Source organism: Haloparvum sedimenti (assembly GCF_001462205.1).
In the GTDB taxonomy this organism is placed as follows: Archaea; Halobacteriota; Halobacteria; order Halobacteriales; family Haloferacaceae; genus Haloparvum; species Haloparvum sedimenti.
In genome coordinates this window covers 93,397-107,620 of sequence record NZ_LKIR01000008.1, presented here as the reverse complement: position 1 = coordinate 107,620, position 14,224 = coordinate 93,397, and the positions used below count along the sequence as shown (strand labels likewise).

The following is a 14,224-nucleotide window of genomic DNA, read 5'->3' as shown; positions in this document are numbered from 1 at the left end:
GGAAATCCCGGAATCTTCCGATATCCGGTTTCTCGGGAGCGATACGGCACGATCAGGATTTAATCCGGATCGGGCCGTGAGAGAATGGGCGCTGCAGGATTTGAACCCGCGGCAGCTTGGTCCGAAGCCAAGTACTCTGTCCAGGCTGAGCTAAGCGCCCGACGCGCGTCCCTACTCCGTACGACCTTTTAACTCCCGCGATCTCCGCCATCGGGGGTCGTGAGTCCGCGCCCTTTAACTCGCGGGGCCGGACATGGGCGTGCATGTCGTGGCGAAGTCGGGCTCGGGGGTTGCTCGAGCTGACCCGGCCGGGGAACGCGGTCGCGGCGGGCGTGCTCACGTTCACGGGGGCGTTCGTCGCGGGGGCGACGGTCGCGGACGCGGGGGCGGTCGCGGCCGCGGTGCTCGCGACGGCCTTCGCGACGGGGGCGGGCAACGCGGTCAACGACTACTTCGACCGGGAGATCGACGCGGTGAACCGACCGGACAGACCGATTCCGCGAGGTGCGGTGTCGGCGCGGGAGGCGCTGTGGTTCTCCGGCGCGCTGTTTGCGGGTGCGGTCGCGACGACTGCGGTCCTCCCGGTCACGGCGATCGCGATCGCGGTGTTCAACCTCCTGTTGCTGTTGGCGTACACGAAGCTGTTCAAGGGGCTGCCGGGGGTCGGCAACCTCGTCGTCGGCTTCCTCACCGGGTCGACGTTTCTGTTCGGCGGGGCCGCGGTCGGCGCGCCGCTCGGCGCGTGGGTGCTGTTCGTGCTGGCGGGGATCGCCACGCTCACCCGGGAGATCGTCAAGGACGTCGAGGACGTGGCCGGCGACCGCGAGGAGGGGCTCAACACGCTCCCGATCGCGATCGGCGAGCGACGGGCGCTGTGGGCGGGGGCGGTCGCGATGGCGGTCGCGGTCGTCGCGAGCGCCATCCCCTTCGTGAACGGAACGTTCGGGCCGGTCTATCTGGCGTTCGTCGTGCCCGCGGACGCGGTGATGCTCCGTGCGACCGCACGGTCGTTCTCGGCACCGGAGGTGGCACAGAGACACTTGAAGGCGGGCATGCTGATCGCGGTCGTTGGGTTTATCGCCGGGCGGGTCGTCGTACTGCTGTAACCGCGGGTCTCGGATAGGGCGATCAAAAAGAATATTATCCGCACAGAGCATGTTCACACCAGTTGATGACTCCCGGTAGGATGGTGCGTCCTTCGACCGTGCCTCGACAGGCCGCGGGTCCGACGGTGAGGCCCCTACATGTATGACCTCCGTCCGCGCCTCGACGCGGAGGTCGAACCGGGGACGAACCTGCTCCTGACCGGTCCTCCGCTGACTGGCAAGCGCAGCCTCGCGCTCGACCTGCTCGCCGAGGGAACCGAGGGCGGGGACGCCGCCATCGTCGTGACCACGAAGGACTCCGCCGACCGGATCCTCAAGGATTACGCCAAGCGCGTGAGCTACGAGGGCAAGCCCGTCGCGGTCGTCGACTGCGTCACGCGCCAGCAGGGGGTCAGCGACGTCCGCGACGACGACCGCATCAAGTACGCCTCCTCGCCGGTCGACATGACCGGGATCGGGATCAAGCTCTCGGAGTTCCTCGAGGCGTTCTACCGCAATCAGGGGATCGAGCGCAACCGCATCATGGTTCACTCGCTGTCGACGCTGTTGATGTACGCGGACCTCCAGACCGTGTTCCGGTTCCTGCACGTGTTCACCGGCCGCATCCAGAGCGTCGACGGGCTGGGGCTGTTCTGTATCGACTCGACCGCCCACGATGACCAGACGATGAACACGCTCAAGCAGCTGTTCGACGGCATCGTCGAGACCCAGGAGGACGGGGAACCGACGATCCGGCTGGCGCAGTCCTGATCGGCGCCGGACGGCGCGCGGAGCACCTTTTTGTCCACGTGCGCCGAACTCCAAGCCATGAGTACCAGCGACGACCCGACGGACGTGGCCGACGACACGATCCGCAAACTGCTGCGGGCGGACACTATCGCGGTCGTCGGCTGTTCGACGATCCCGGGAAAAGCGGCTCACGACGTGCCGAAGTATCTCCAGGAGCAGGGTTACCGGATCGTGCCGGTGAACCCCCACGCCGAGGAGGTACTGGGGGAAACGGCGTACGACCGCGTGAGTGACGTACCGGAGGACGTCTACATCGACGTTGTCGACGTGTTCCGGCCGAGCGAGGAGGTGTCGGGAATCGTCGACGACGCCCTCGCGCGACGGGACGCTGCGGGTGACGTTGACGGGCTCTGGCTCCAACTGGACATCGTCGACGACAAGGCGGCCGCGCGCGCGGCGGCCGAGGGAATCGCCGTCGTCCAGGACCGGTGTCTGAAGGTGGAACACGGGCGACTCGGGGACTGATACGGGACGAGAGACGGAGGGGTCTCCGAACGCGACGGCGGACCGGCTGCCGGCCCGAACGTCTTTCTCGCCAGCGTTCGTGGCTCCGGGCATGGTCGAGATCCGGACGCGCGACGACGTGGAACTGGAGTCGCCGACGCTCGTCGAGGGGCTGCCGGGCGTCGGCCTGGTGGGCAAGATCGCCGCCGACCACGTGGTGGACGAACTGGACATGGTCGAGTACGGCGAGATAACCAACGAGGGGCTTCCGCCGGTGGCGGTGTTCGAGAACGACGAGCGCGCGGTGAAGTCGCCGATGCGGCTGTTCGCGGCGCCCGAGGCGGATCTCGTCGTGTTACAGAGTGCGGTCCCCATCGAGGCGGTGCAGGCCGACGTACTGGTGGAGGCGTTCACCGACTGGGTCGTCGAGAACGACGCGACGCCGATCTACCTCGCGGGCGTCGCTGAGGAACGCGAGCCGGGCGAGGTACCCGACGTACACGGCATCGCTACCGGCGAGGCCGGGGCGCTCCTGGACGACGCGGAGGTTCCGCCGCCGGCACAGACGGGCATGGTGCAGGGGCCGGGCGGGGCGTTCCTTCAGGAGGCGAAGGAGCGCGACGTGGACGCCGTGGGGCTGCTCGTGCAGTCGGACCCGCGGTTCCCCGACCCGCAGGGGGCTCAGAAGCTGATCGACGCGGGGATCGAGCCGATCGCGGGCGCGTCGATCGACACCGACCGGCTGGTCGAGGAGGCCGAGGAGATCGTCGAGCAACGCGAGGCGCTGATGCAGCAGCTTCAGCAGGCGGCCGAGGAGGGCCAGCAGGTGTCGACACGGGGGATGTTCCAGTAGGCGGGCGCGCTACGCCTGTGCGGTGACGGCCTCGTAGGCGTCCTGCATGATCGCGATGGCCTCGCGGAGCTCCTCCTCGTCGGTCGCGTAGGAGATGCGCGCGTACCCCTCGCCGGCCTCGCCGAACGCCTCGCCGGGAACGATGACGACGCCGCGGTCGATGCACTCGTCGACGAACCCCTCGGGAACCTCCGGCATGGCGTAGAAGGCTCCGCGCGGCGTGGGGACGTGGATCCCGACCGCTTCCAGCCCGGAGACGAGCAGGTCCCGCCGGCGCTCGAACGACTCGGTCATCTCCGCGACGATGGACTGGTCGCCGGTCAGCGCCGCCTCCGCGGCGTACTGTGCGGGCGCGGAGGCACAGGCCTGCACGTACTGGTGGACGCGGAGCATGCGCTCGACGCGCTCGGAGGTCCCCGTCACCCAGCCGAGCCGCCAGCCGGTCATCGAGTAGAGCTTCGAGGAGGAGTTGACGATCACGGTGTTGCCGCCGTCGTCGAACTCCGCGGGCGAGCGGTGTTCGCCGTCGAAGACGGTGTACTCGTACACCTCGTCGGAGACACAGAGGATGTCGTGCTCGCGGGCGATGCGCGCGAACTCCCTGATGTCCTCGGGGGGCGACACCGCGCCGGTCGGGTTTCCGGGTGAGTTGACGACGAACGCGGCGGTGTCGTCGGTGATGGCCTCCTCGACGTCTGCGGGGTCGAGCGTGAGGTCGTCGCGGAGCGGGACCGGAACCGGCTCGGCGCCGGTCAGCTTCGTCAGCGCGTCGTAGGAGACGAAGCCGGGGTCGGGGATGATCACCTCGTCGCCGGGGTCGGCGTGCGCCTCCAGCGCGATGTGGAGCGCCTCGCTCCCCCCGGCGGTGGCGATCACGTCGTCGGGGTCGATGTCGATCCCCTGGTCGCGCTCGTGTTTGGCGGCGATGGCCTCTCGGAGCGGGAGGATTCCCTTATTACCCGTGTAGGCGTCCGTCTCCCCGGCGCGGATCGCCTCGACGGCGGCCTCGCGCGCGTGGTCGGGGGTCGGGAAGTCGGGCTGGCCCAGCCCGAGGTTGATCGCGTCCTCGCCGGCTGCCTCGAACACCTCGCGGATCCCGCTGATCGAGATCCGCTCGACGCGGTCGGAGAACTTCGGCATGGAAGAGAGACGGGCGGCCGGCGAGATAGTTCTTGCCACGTGCGGCCGCGGCCGGCGCGGTCCGCCGAGCGACCGTGTCGCCGACGACGCCCTTTTTACGCGGCCGCGGCGTACGGCTCGCGTATGAGCGGCAAGCCGACCGTCAGCGAGTACATGACGCGGGACGTGCAGACGGTCGCGCCGGACGACACCGTCGCCACGGTCTCCGAGCGGATCGTCGACAGCGACGGCCACAACGGCTTCCCCGTCACGGAGGGGCGGCAGGTCGAGGGGTTCGTCAGCGCCCGCGACCTGCTGTTGGCCGACGCCGACGCGCAGATCTTCACCGTGATGAGCGACGACCTCGTGGTCGCGCATCCGGCGATGGCGGTGACGGACGCGGCGCGCGTCATCCTGCGCTCGGGCATCCAGAAGCTCCCGGTCGTCGACGATGCGGGCAACCTCGTGGGGATCATCTCGAACACGGACGTGATCCGGTCGCAGATCGAGCGCGCGACGCCGGGGAAGGTCGGCAAGTTGATGCGGACGCTCGAGCAGATCCACGACGTCTCCCTCGACCAGAACCGGCGGACCGTCCGCCTGTCCGCGCTCACGCCGACGCAGGGACGCGTCTACGCCGACGAGCTGGAGGGACGGCAGTACGAGCTCGAGCGCGGACTCGCGGAGCCGCTAGTCGTCATCGACAACGGCGGCACGCTCTACCTCGCGGACGGCCACCATCGCGTGATGGCGGCCGCGGAGCTGGATATCGAGGAAATGGACGCGTACGTCATCGTCCTCGACGAGCCGGTCGACCTGGGAATGGCCAGAACCGCCGAGAAGGAGGGCCTCGACGAGCTCTCGGACGTGGAGGTCGTCGACTACGCGCGGCACCCGCTCGTGGAGCGGACGGAGCGGCTGCAGTAGTTCGCGGTCGACTCGGGCGCTCACACCGGCGAGGGCTTCGACAGCGCCGCCGGTCACGCTGGCTCGGCGAACGCCTCGCGCCACTCGGCGGCGAGGGCCTCCGCGCGGTCCTCGTCCGCGACCGACTCCCGGCGGTAATCGGGGCCGTCGGCCGCCTGTTCGAGCACGTCGATCCGGACGACGAATCCGGTTCCGCCGCCCTTCTCGCGGACCCGCACCGTCGCGAGTCCGTCGCCTCGTTCCCACTCGGTCACGCCGTCCCGGTCGCGGCTGACGCCCCAGTCCATGTCCGGCGGTCAGCCCGCCGGCGAGTAAAAGGGCGCGGTCCCCACCGGAGGCGCCGACGGCACCGGTGGTCCGCTCAGCGTGTATCGCCCCACTCGAAGGCGCCGTCGGCGGCCGGGAGCTCCGCGTCACGCTCGCCGCTTGACGGCGTCCACATCGGTGCCGAGGCCGGCGCGGTCGAGCGACTGCAGACGGGACAGACCGCGTAGCCGAGCGCGTCGTAGTCGATCCGGTCCGTGCTAGCGCGCGTTCCGCAGGCGAGACAGTCGAACGCCGGCGCGTCGGTGCTCATAGGTGTCGGTGACGCACGACTCCTACTTGGGTAATTGCCGCCTACCGGCCGTGAAACAGGGGTTCGATGGTGGTTCGAAACCGACCGAATTCCTCACCCCCGGCATCGTCGGAGCGATCGCCCGGCACCGTCGGAGATAAGCGCCGGCCGCCACAGCGACGACGTATGAACGAGACGGACGCGGACGACGGGACCGAGACGGACGCGGACGGCGAGACCGAGGCGGCACTCCGACGCCGGCGCATCGAGGACGCGCAGCGCGCGCTTCGGGCGGGCGCGGGCGACGCGCTGGTGCTGTTCCCGAGCCGGAACCTCCAGTACCTCACCGGCTTTGCGGAGTCGCCGGACGAGCGCCACCTGCTGTTCGTGGTCCCTGCGGACGGCGACCCGGCGTTTTTCGCCCCGGCCCTCTACGAGACGCAACTGCGTGAGGAGACCGCCGTCGCGGAGGTCCGGACGTGGAGCGACGGCGAGGATCCGGTCGCGGGCGTCCGCGACCTGCTCGCGGACCGGGCCGTGCGCGGCGGCCACCTGCTCGTCGACGACACGATGTGGGCGACGTTCACGCAGGACCTCCGCGCGGCGGCGCCCGCGGCGTCGTTCGGCCTCGCCAGCGAGGTGCTCTCGGAGCTGCGGGTCCGGAAGGACGCGGCCGAGCTGGACGCCATGCGCCGCGCGGCCGCGGTCGCGGACGCCGTCGTCGGCGACCTTCGGGACCTCGGCCCGGACGCGGTCGGGATGACGGAGGCGGAGCTTTCGGCGTTCATCGAGGACCGGCTCACCGAGCGGGGCGGGAGCGGCACCTCCTTCGAGACGATCGTCGGCTCGGGACCGAACGGCGCCAAGCCGCACCACGGCCACGGCGACCGCGAGATCCGCGCCGGCGAGCCGGTCGTCCTCGACTTCGGCACGCGCGTCGACGGCTACCCCTCCGACCAGACCCGGACGCTCGTCTTCGACGGCGAGCCCCCGGCGAGATACCGCGAGGTCCACGAGGTCGTTCGCGAGGCCCAGCAGGCCGGCGTCGAGGCCGTCGGTCCGGGCGTCCCCGCCGAGGCGGTCGACGCGGCCGCCCGCGCGGTGATCGAGGCGGCGGGCTACGGCGACGCGTTCTTTCACCGGACCGGCCACGGCGTCGGCCTCGACGTTCACGAGGAACCGTACGCGGTGGCCGGCAACGAGCGCGAGTTGGAGCCCGGGATGGTGCTCTCCGTCGAGCCCGGGATCTACCTGCCCGACGAGTTTGGCGTCCGCATCGAGGACCTGGTCGTCGTGACCGAGGACGGGTGCGAGCGTTTGAACGACACCGACCGCGACTGGCACTGCTGATCGCGATGGATGCGGTTGGACGGTCGAGACAACCCTCGCTACTACTGATCTGGATCTGTCTCCGCTGTTCCTGCTGATCTGGACAGTAACGCCCAGAAAGCCCCAGCCGGCTCGACCGGCCGTCGTGAGACGGTCCGGGCTGCCTGCAGTAGCGGGCTGCCGGGCCGCGACTCACGGGCTCCCGCTCGTTCCTCGCGGGAACGCGGCACACGCTGCGCTCCTCGCTCCCCGCACAGCTCGCTGCGGTGCTTACGGTGCCGGGGCCGGATCGAGCCGGCTGCCCCTTTCAGTCCCACCCCGCACCGCGACCGCACAGCAGCCTCTGACCTCCCCAACCTCGGCCGCGGGCCGGCCGCGAAACCGCACCGCAGGCGGCCGCCCCGCGACCTCCCTCGCGCGGTCGCGGCGACGCGCTTCGCGGTCGCCGCGGCGCGCGCCGACAGCACAGCACCGCGACCGCACCGCCGGCGGGTGAACGTTTTTCGCGGATCGGGCGGAACTCCCGCCGTGAGTGCAGCCTGATCGATCGTGGAAGAATACGCCATAGATCGCCGTGACACCGGGTTTAAACCGCCGCCCGACGAACGTCGACCGATGGGAACGCTCACAGACCTGTTCACGCCCGACCGGGTGGCGGTGGTGGGCGCGACCCCCCGCGAGGGGTCGATCGGTCGCGCGATCACCGAGAACCTGCTCGCCGACTTCGACGGCGAGACGGTCCCGGTCAACCCGAACTACGACGCGGTGCTGGGCGAACCGTGCGTGCCCGAGGTGGCCGACGCCGACGCGGACCTGGCCGTGGTCGTCGTCCCGCCGACGATCGTCCTCGACGCGGTGGAGGCCTGCGGCGAGGCCGGCGTCCGGAACGTCGTCGTCATCACCGCCGGCTTCGGCGAGACCGGCGGCGAGGGAGCCGCCCGCGAGAGCCGACTCGCGGAGTTGGCCGACGAGTACGACCTCAACGTCGTCGGGCCGAACTCGCTGGGGGTCATGTCCACGCCGTCGGGAATGAACGCCACCTTCGGACCGGAGAACGCCCTCCCCGGCGGACTCTCCTTCATGAGCCAGTCGGGCGCGTTCATCACCGCGGTGCTGGACTGGGCCAACGACCAGGGGATCGGCTTCAAGGACGTGGTCTCGCTGGGCAACAAGGCGGTCCTCGACGAGACCGACTTCGTCGAGCACTGGGGCGACGACGAGGAGACGGACGTGATCATCGGCTACCTCGAGGGGATCGAGGACGGCCGCGCGTTCATCGACGCCGCCCGCGAGGCGACCGCCGACACCCCCATCGTGCTCGTCAAGTCCGGGCGGACGAGCGCGGGCGCGCAGGCGGCCTCCTCGCACACCGGGACGCTCGCGGGCTCGGAGAAGGCCTACGAGGCCGGCCTCGACCAGGCGGGCGTCCTCCGCGCGGAGTCGACCGAGGAACTGTTCGACGCCGCGGGGATCCTCGGCAGCCAGCCCCTGCCCGAGACCGACCGCGTCGCCGTGATCACCAACGCCGGCGGGCCCGGCGTGATGGCGACGGACGCGGTCGGGGACGCCGAGTTGGAGATGGCCTCCTTCTCCGCGGAGACGACCGAGCGCCTCCGCGAAGCGATGCCCGAGGAGGCGAACGTCCACAACCCGGTCGACGTGATCGGCGACGCTGACCTCGACCGCTTCCGCGAGGCGATCGAGATCGTCCTCGACGACGAGAACGTCGGCGCTGCGCTGGTGCTGTCCGCGCCGACCGCGGTGCTCTCCTTCGAGGACCTCGCCGAGAGCCTCGCGGAGATACAGGCCGACGCCGCGGTCCCCGTCGCGGCCTGCCTGATGGGCGGCGACCGCACCCGCGAGCCGAAGCGCCGCCTGCAGGAGGTCGGCGTGCCGTGCTACTTCGACCCCGCGAGAGCGGTCCGGAGCCTCGACGCGCTCGTCCGCTACCGGAAGATCAGCGAGCGCGAGTACGCCGAGCCGACGACCTACGACGTGGACCGCGAGCGCGCGCTCTCGGTCCTCCAGCGCGTCCGCGAGCGGGACGACAACCGTCTCGGCGTCGAGGCGATGGACCTGCTGGACGCGTACGGAATCCCGACGCCCGACGGAGAGATCGTCGACTCCCCCGAGGACGCGGAGACGGTCGCGGAGGGAATCAGCGGCGACGCGGTCATGAAGATCGTCTCGCCGGACATCCTCCACAAGTCCGACATCGGCGGCGTGGAGGTCGGCGTGAGCGCCCGCGACGCCGCGGACACCTACGAGACGCTGATCACCCGCGCCCGGAACTATCAGCCGGACGCGACCATCCTCGGCGTGCAGGTCCAGGAGATGGTCGACCTCGAGGACGGCGTCGAGACCATCGTCGGCATGAACCGCGACCCGCAGTTCGGCCCCCTGCTGATGTTCGGCCTCGGCGGCATCTTCGTGGAGGTGATGGAGGACACCACCTTCCGTGTCGCGCCGGTCTCCGACCACGAGGCCCGAACGATGACCGAGGAGGTGCAGTCGGCGCCCCTGTTGCGCGGCGCTCGCGGCCGCGAGCCGGTGGACGTCGACGGCGTCGTGGAGACGATCGGCCGCCTCTCCCAGCTCGTCACCGACTTCCCGGCGATCGTTGAACTGGACGTGAACCCCCTCGTGGCGCTCCCCGCGGCGGACGCGGACGGCGACGCGGCCGGCAGCGCGAGCGCCGACGCCGCCGAGGGCGAATCGATCGACAGCGGTGCTGGCGGAGCGGCGAAACCGGCTGGCGGCGACCGCGGTGTCGCCGCCGTCGACGTTAGACTTACCGTCGACCCCGCGGAACTCCCCGACAATGACTGACACGACCCTCGTCACCTCGACCGGCGACGGCACCGGCAAGACGGCCATCACGCTCGCGCTCGCTCGGCTGGCGCGCGACCGCGGCGCGACGGTCGGCTACATGAAACCGAAGGGCACCCGCCTCCAGTCGAGCGTCGGCAAGACGCTTGACCGCGACCCGATGCTCGCGCGAGAGGTGCTCGGCCTCGACGCCGAGGTCCACGAGATGGAGCCGGTCGTCTACTCCCCGACGTTCGTGGAGGGCGCGGTACGGGGTACCGAGGACCCCGACGCGCTCCGCGACCGCGTCCGCGAGTCGTTCGACGCCCTCGCGGCCGACGCGGACGCGATGTTCGTCGAGGGCGGCGGTCGGTGGACGACCGGCGGCGTCGTCGACCTCACCGACGCCGACGTGGCCGAACTGCTCGACGCGCGCGTCGTGCTCGTGACCGACTACGACGAGCCGGGGGACCTCGACGAGGTGCTGGCGGCGGCGGACGCGCTGGGCGACCGGCTCGCGGGCGTCGTCTTCAACCGCGTCGCCGACGCCGCCTTCGACGGGCTGGAGGCGGACGCCGTCCCGTTCCTCGAGGGACGGGGCGTCCCCGTGCTGGGCGTCCTCCCCCGCGTCCGCGAACTGGCCGGCGTGACGGTCGGCGACCTCGCGGACGAGCTCGGCGCCGAGGTGCTCACCGACGCCCCGACCGACGGCTTCGTCGAGCGCTTCCTCGTCGGCGCGATGAGCGGCGAGGAGGCGCTGCGCCACTTCCGACGCGCCCGCGACGCCGCCGTGATCACCGGCGGGGACCGCGCGGACGTGCAGACCGCGGCGCTCGACGCCTCCGGCGTCCGGTGTCTGGTGCTCACCGGCGGTCAGCGCCCCTCGGGTGCGGTGCTCGGTAAGGCCGCGGAGGCGGGGGTCCCCGTCCTCGCGGTCAACGCCGACACCGCGACGACCATCGGGCGTGTGGAGTCGATCGTCCGGGGAGGCCGCACACGGGACGAACACACCGTGGAGACGATGGCCGACTTGCTGGCGGACCACGCGAACGTCGACGAGCTGGTGGGCTGACCCTCGGGTCCTCATTTTTGCGCTGCCTCGCCGACGCGGACCAGCGACTGTTATGTCGTTGGGCGAATACCTAGCGAGCGATGGACACGCGGCAGACGCTGCTCGCCGTGGGCACGGGCGAGCGTACCCGGCTGATTCACGAGGTTCTTCGGACACGACACGGGTACCGTCTCGAGTCGGTGAGCGGCCCGAGTGAAGGCCCCGAACGCCCGGAACTGTTGGGCGCTGTGACCGAGGGCGCGCCGACCGAGATGGCCGGCGTGCTCGTGGCGCCCGCGGCGGGCACGGCGGGCGTGCGTGCGGTTCGCGACCGCGCCCCCGACCTCCCGGTCGTCGCGCTCCACGAGGACCCGGGCGAGGTGGGCGCGACGCTGACGGCCGGCGCGACGCACGCGGTCCGGCTTCCGACCGGCGGAACGACGGACGTGACCGGAGACGCGCCCGCAACCCCTCTCCGCAACGCGGCGGACGAGGTCGCTTCCGCGTTCGACGCCCTCGCCGACGCACCTGGTTCCGACACGGGAGAGTCGGATACGGACGCTGTGCCGCGGGTCGAGGGATCGACGGCGGCGTTCGAGAACGGCGCGTCGACCGCGTTCGACGAGTTCCTTCCGGCGGCGGTCGACCGACTACCGGACCTGCTCTACGTCTACGACCCGGACGGCACATTGCTGTCGTGGAACGCCAGACTGGTCGAGGTGACGGGCTACGACCCGGACGAGATCGCCACGATGGCACCGACAGCGTTCATCGCACCGACGGACCGTGACCGCATCGAGGCGGCGGTCGACCGGACGGTCGAGACCGGGAGGACGCAGGCCACGGCCGACCTACTGACCGCAGACGGCAAGCGGATTCCCTACGAGTTCACCGGGGCGGCCCTGGAGACGGACGACGACCGAACCGTGATCGCCGGGATCGGCCGGGACATCACCGAGCGGCGCCGTCGCGAGCGCGTGCTGGAACGGCAGGCCGACCGCCTCGAGACGCTTAACCACATCAACGCGGTGATCCGCGAGGTGAACGAGGCGCTCGTCCGGACCGAGACGCGCGAGGGCATCGAGACCGCGGTCTGCGAGCGACTGGCCGACGCCGAGCCGTACCGGTTCGTCTGGATCGGCGAGTTCGATCGCGGCGGGAACGGCGTCGTCCCGCGCTCGCACGCGGGCGAGGGAGGGGAGTACCTCGCGGAGCGCGCCGAGGCCCCCTCGGAGTGGGCGACCGCCGCGGCGGCCATGCGCGACGGCGAGGTGAAGGTCGTCGATCGAATGACCGCCGACGCGGAGAACGCGCCGCGGCCTGCCGAAGCCGTCGAACACGGTCACCACTCAGCCGCGGGGGTCCCGATCACGTACCGCGGTCGAACCTACGGCGTGCTCTGTGTGTACGCGCCGCGTCCGGATGCGTTCGACGAGCGCGAGCGCGAGGTGCTCCGCGAGCTCGGCGAAACGATCGGGTACGCGATCAGCGCCGCGGAGCGGCGTCACGCGCTACTCACCGACGCAGTCACCGAAGTCGAACTCGCGCTCGAGGCCCCGGGAGCGACGTACGTGGACGCCTCAGCGGCGATCGACGACACCGTACGGCTGGACGGTGTCGTCAAGGGAGACGACGGACTCGTCGAGTTCCTCCGAATTCCCACCGGCCGCGTCGAAGACCTCCGGTCCCACGCCGCCGAAGTGGACCTCGCGGTTACGCCGGTGGTGGAGCGGGACGACGAGAGCGTTGTGCGGGTCCGCCTCGACGAGCGCTCGCTGGCGGCCGTCGTCGCCGACTACGGCGGCACGCTCACGGGTGGAACCGCCGAGTCCGGTCGCGGATCGGCGACCGTGGCCCTGCCGACCGGGACGAGTGCCCGCGGCCTCATCGACCGGATCGACGAGACGTACGACGGCCGGGTTTCCCTCCGAGCCCAACGGGAGGGCGAACCGGTTGGCGTCTCGGGACTGCGGTTCCGGGAGGGGCTCGACGAGTCGCTGACCGCCCGCCAGCGGGAAGCTGTCGAGACCTCCCATCACGCCGGCTTCTTCGAGTGGCCCCGCGTGTCGACCGCCGAAGAGGTGGCCGACTTACTCGACATCACCGCGCCGACGTTTCACGAGCACCTCCGACACGCACAACGAAAACTCGTCGCTGCCTACCTGAAGAGCGACGGAACCCAAACATCATAGGGCTGTCTCTTATTCGTGGTCCCTTCTACTCTGCTTCCGAGGGCGGTCATCAGAGGCACCCTCCTCCGCGCCGGACACCGGTGCCGTCGGTGTCCACGGACCGTTCCGGCTCTCAGACGCCATCGATCGCCGACAGCGCCGTGGCGACCGCATTTTTCCCGTCGGCGTCGAGCGTCGATAGCGGCGGCCGGACCGCGTCGTCCTCGAGGACGCCACGATCGACGAGGGCGGCCTTCGTCGCGGGCGCAAAGCCCCCGTCGAGGCAGGCGTCGAACAGCGTGCCGACAGCCTCGTGGAGAGCGACGGCCGTGTCTCCGCCCGCGTTCTCCGAAACCGCCTCCGAGGCGGTCGCGGCCGCGTAGAGGTCTACGAACGCTTCCGGGACCGCGTTCGAGAGCGCGTGGACGCCCCCATCAGCGCCGACCCGCAGCGAGGGGTACAGCAGGTTGTCGAACCCCTGCAACACCAGGAAGTCGTTGGGCGCTTCGCGAACCAGCCGACAGAAGCTCCCGAAGTCGCCCGAGGAGTCCTTCAGCCCGACGACGTTCGGGTGTTCCGCGAGCGCGAGCGCGGTCGCGGCCGGAATCGTCGTCCCGGTACAGGAGGGAATGTCGTAGAGGAACACCGGCAGCGGCGCCTCGTCGGCCACGGTTTCGAAGAACGACCGGAGGCCGTCCCCCCGGCTCGCCTCGGGCCCGCCGTTCGGCCCGTGGAAGTACGGCGGCGTGACGACGACCGCGTCCGCACCCGCGTCGGCCGCCCGGTCGGCGTGTGCGAGCACGTCCGCGACCGCGGTGTCGGCCACGCCGGCCAGCACCGGAACGTCCGCCGGCGCGGCCGCGGCCGTCGTCTCGACGACTGCGGCCCGCTCCGCGTCCGTGAGACTGGCAAACTCGCCGGTGGTGCCGTTCGGGAAGAGGCCGGCGACGCCGCCAGCGACCGCGTGCTCGACGAGCGCGGTCAGCGCGTCGTGGTCGACCGCACCGTTCGAGAAGGGAGTGACGAGCGGCGGGGTGACGCCGCGCAGTCGGTCGGTGAGCTCCATGCCCT

Annotated in this window: 13 protein-coding genes and 1 tRNA gene; 9 read left to right on the top strand and 5 right to left on the bottom strand. The window is 70.8% G+C overall.

All coding sequences use genetic code 11. The annotated features are described in order from the left end of the window. Positions 1–85 precede the first annotated feature (85 nt). Positions 86–160 (bottom strand) — tRNA-Arg (locus AN233_RS00975). Between the two features lie 103 nt (positions 161–263). On the opposite strand from AN233_RS00975, the gene AN233_RS00970 reads away from it, so the two are divergent. From AN233_RS00970 to AN233_RS00955, 4 genes are all read left to right on the top strand, one after another. Next, positions 264–1,106, top strand: a complete 843-nt coding sequence (locus tag AN233_RS00970; protein ID WP_058365012.1) for a geranylgeranylglycerol-phosphate geranylgeranyltransferase — start codon at positions 264–266, stop codon at positions 1,104–1,106. A 138-nt stretch (positions 1,107–1,244) separates the two neighbouring features. Continuing rightward, the gene (locus AN233_RS00965) at positions 1,245–1,856 is read left to right on the top strand and encodes an RAD55 family ATPase (protein ID WP_058365011.1); all 612 of its coding nucleotides are present in this window, start codon (positions 1,245–1,247) and stop codon (positions 1,854–1,856) included. Between the two features lie 57 nt (positions 1,857–1,913). Then, positions 1,914–2,360, top strand: coding sequence for a CoA-binding protein (locus AN233_RS00960; RefSeq protein ID WP_058365010.1), 447 nt, complete (start codon positions 1,914–1,916; stop codon positions 2,358–2,360). Between the two features lie 91 nt (positions 2,361–2,451). Next, entirely contained in the window at positions 2,452–3,192 is a 741-nt protein-coding gene (locus AN233_RS00955) for a proteasome assembly chaperone family protein (RefSeq protein ID WP_058365009.1), read from the top strand. Positions 3,193–3,201: 9 nt separating this feature from the next. Here the strand turns inward: AN233_RS00955 and AN233_RS00950 are convergent, their stop codons facing one another. Beyond that, complete coding sequence (locus AN233_RS00950) at positions 3,202–4,332, bottom strand: pyridoxal phosphate-dependent aminotransferase (RefSeq protein WP_058365008.1); 1,131 nt, start codon at positions 4,330–4,332, stop codon at positions 3,202–3,204. A 123-nt stretch (positions 4,333–4,455) separates the two neighbouring features. Between AN233_RS00950 and AN233_RS00945 the strand changes: the two genes are divergently transcribed. Continuing rightward, positions 4,456–5,238: a CBS domain-containing protein gene (locus AN233_RS00945; protein WP_058365007.1), complete on the top strand. Its 783-nt coding sequence runs from the start codon at positions 4,456–4,458 to the stop codon at positions 5,236–5,238. A gap of 53 nt (positions 5,239–5,291) precedes the next feature. Here the strand turns inward: AN233_RS00945 and AN233_RS00940 are convergent, their stop codons facing one another. Both AN233_RS00940 and AN233_RS00935 read right to left on the bottom strand, forming a co-directional pair. Beyond that, a complete protein-coding gene (locus AN233_RS00940) occupies positions 5,292–5,525 on the bottom strand; it encodes a DUF7543 family protein (RefSeq protein WP_058365006.1) in 234 nt (77 codons plus the stop codon). 74 nt (positions 5,526–5,599) lie between these two features. Beyond that, positions 5,600–5,815 carry a hypothetical protein gene (locus AN233_RS00935; RefSeq protein WP_058365005.1) on the bottom strand — a complete coding sequence of 72 codons (216 nt, stop codon included), beginning with the start codon at positions 5,813–5,815 and terminating at the stop codon, positions 5,600–5,602. 165 nt (positions 5,816–5,980) lie between these two features. Between AN233_RS00935 and AN233_RS00930 the strand changes: the two genes are divergently transcribed. From AN233_RS00930 to AN233_RS00915, 4 genes are all read left to right on the top strand, one after another. Next, positions 5,981–7,144, top strand: coding sequence for a M24 family metallopeptidase (locus tag AN233_RS00930; protein WP_080508267.1), 1,164 nt, complete (start codon positions 5,981–5,983; stop codon positions 7,142–7,144). 594 nt (positions 7,145–7,738) lie between these two features. Continuing rightward, positions 7,739–9,952: an acetate--CoA ligase family protein gene (locus tag AN233_RS00925; protein WP_058365004.1), complete on the top strand. Its 2,214-nt coding sequence runs from the start codon at positions 7,739–7,741 to the stop codon at positions 9,950–9,952. After that, positions 9,945–11,003 carry a phosphotransacetylase family protein gene (locus tag AN233_RS00920; protein WP_058365003.1) on the top strand — a complete coding sequence of 353 codons (1,059 nt, stop codon included), beginning with the start codon at positions 9,945–9,947 and terminating at the stop codon, positions 11,001–11,003. The genes AN233_RS00925 and AN233_RS00920 overlap by 8 nt, the downstream gene beginning before the upstream one ends. A gap of 80 nt (positions 11,004–11,083) precedes the next feature. Continuing rightward, positions 11,084–13,174 (top strand): bacterio-opsin activator domain-containing protein, encoded by a 2,091-nt coding sequence (locus AN233_RS00915; RefSeq protein WP_058365002.1) that lies wholly within the window; start codon positions 11,084–11,086, stop codon positions 13,172–13,174. Between the two features lie 112 nt (positions 13,175–13,286). Here AN233_RS00915 and AN233_RS00910 read toward each other — a convergent pair whose 3' ends face one another. Beyond that, positions 13,287–14,219 carry a dihydrodipicolinate synthase family protein gene (locus AN233_RS00910; RefSeq protein ID WP_058365001.1) on the bottom strand — a complete coding sequence of 311 codons (933 nt, stop codon included), beginning with the start codon at positions 14,217–14,219 and terminating at the stop codon, positions 13,287–13,289. Positions 14,220–14,224: the final 5 nt, after the last annotated feature.

What these genes read in the sequence shown, in the direction of transcription:
- AN233_RS00945 (WP_058365007.1), top strand. Translation starts at nt 4,456, where the DNA reads ATGAGCGGCAAGCCGACCGTCAGCGAGTACATGACGCGGGACGTGCAG.
- AN233_RS00910 (WP_058365001.1), bottom strand. Translation starts at nt 14,219, where the DNA reads ATGGAGCTCACCGACCGACTGCGCGGCGTCACCCCGCCGCTCGTCACT.
- AN233_RS00940 (WP_058365006.1), bottom strand. Translation starts at nt 5,525, where the DNA reads ATGGACTGGGGCGTCAGCCGCGACCGGGACGGCGTGACCGAGTGGGAA.
- AN233_RS00970 (WP_058365012.1), top strand. Translation starts at nt 264, where the DNA reads ATGTCGTGGCGAAGTCGGGCTCGGGGGTTGCTCGAGCTGACCCGGCCG.
- AN233_RS00915 (WP_058365002.1), top strand. Translation starts at nt 11,084, where the DNA reads ATGGACACGCGGCAGACGCTGCTCGCCGTGGGCACGGGCGAGCGTACC.
- AN233_RS00920 (WP_058365003.1), top strand. Translation starts at nt 9,945, where the DNA reads ATGACTGACACGACCCTCGTCACCTCGACCGGCGACGGCACCGGCAAG.
- AN233_RS00965 (WP_058365011.1), top strand. Translation starts at nt 1,245, where the DNA reads ATGTATGACCTCCGTCCGCGCCTCGACGCGGAGGTCGAACCGGGGACG.
- AN233_RS00935 (WP_058365005.1), bottom strand. Translation starts at nt 5,815, where the DNA reads ATGAGCACCGACGCGCCGGCGTTCGACTGTCTCGCCTGCGGAACGCGC.
- AN233_RS00925 (WP_058365004.1), top strand. Translation starts at nt 7,739, where the DNA reads ATGGGAACGCTCACAGACCTGTTCACGCCCGACCGGGTGGCGGTGGTG.
- AN233_RS00955 (WP_058365009.1), top strand. Translation starts at nt 2,452, where the DNA reads ATGGTCGAGATCCGGACGCGCGACGACGTGGAACTGGAGTCGCCGACG.
- AN233_RS00960 (WP_058365010.1), top strand. Translation starts at nt 1,914, where the DNA reads ATGAGTACCAGCGACGACCCGACGGACGTGGCCGACGACACGATCCGC.
- AN233_RS00950 (WP_058365008.1), bottom strand. Translation starts at nt 4,332, where the DNA reads ATGCCGAAGTTCTCCGACCGCGTCGAGCGGATCTCGATCAGCGGGATC.
- AN233_RS00930 (WP_080508267.1), top strand. Translation starts at nt 5,981, where the DNA reads ATGAACGAGACGGACGCGGACGACGGGACCGAGACGGACGCGGACGGC.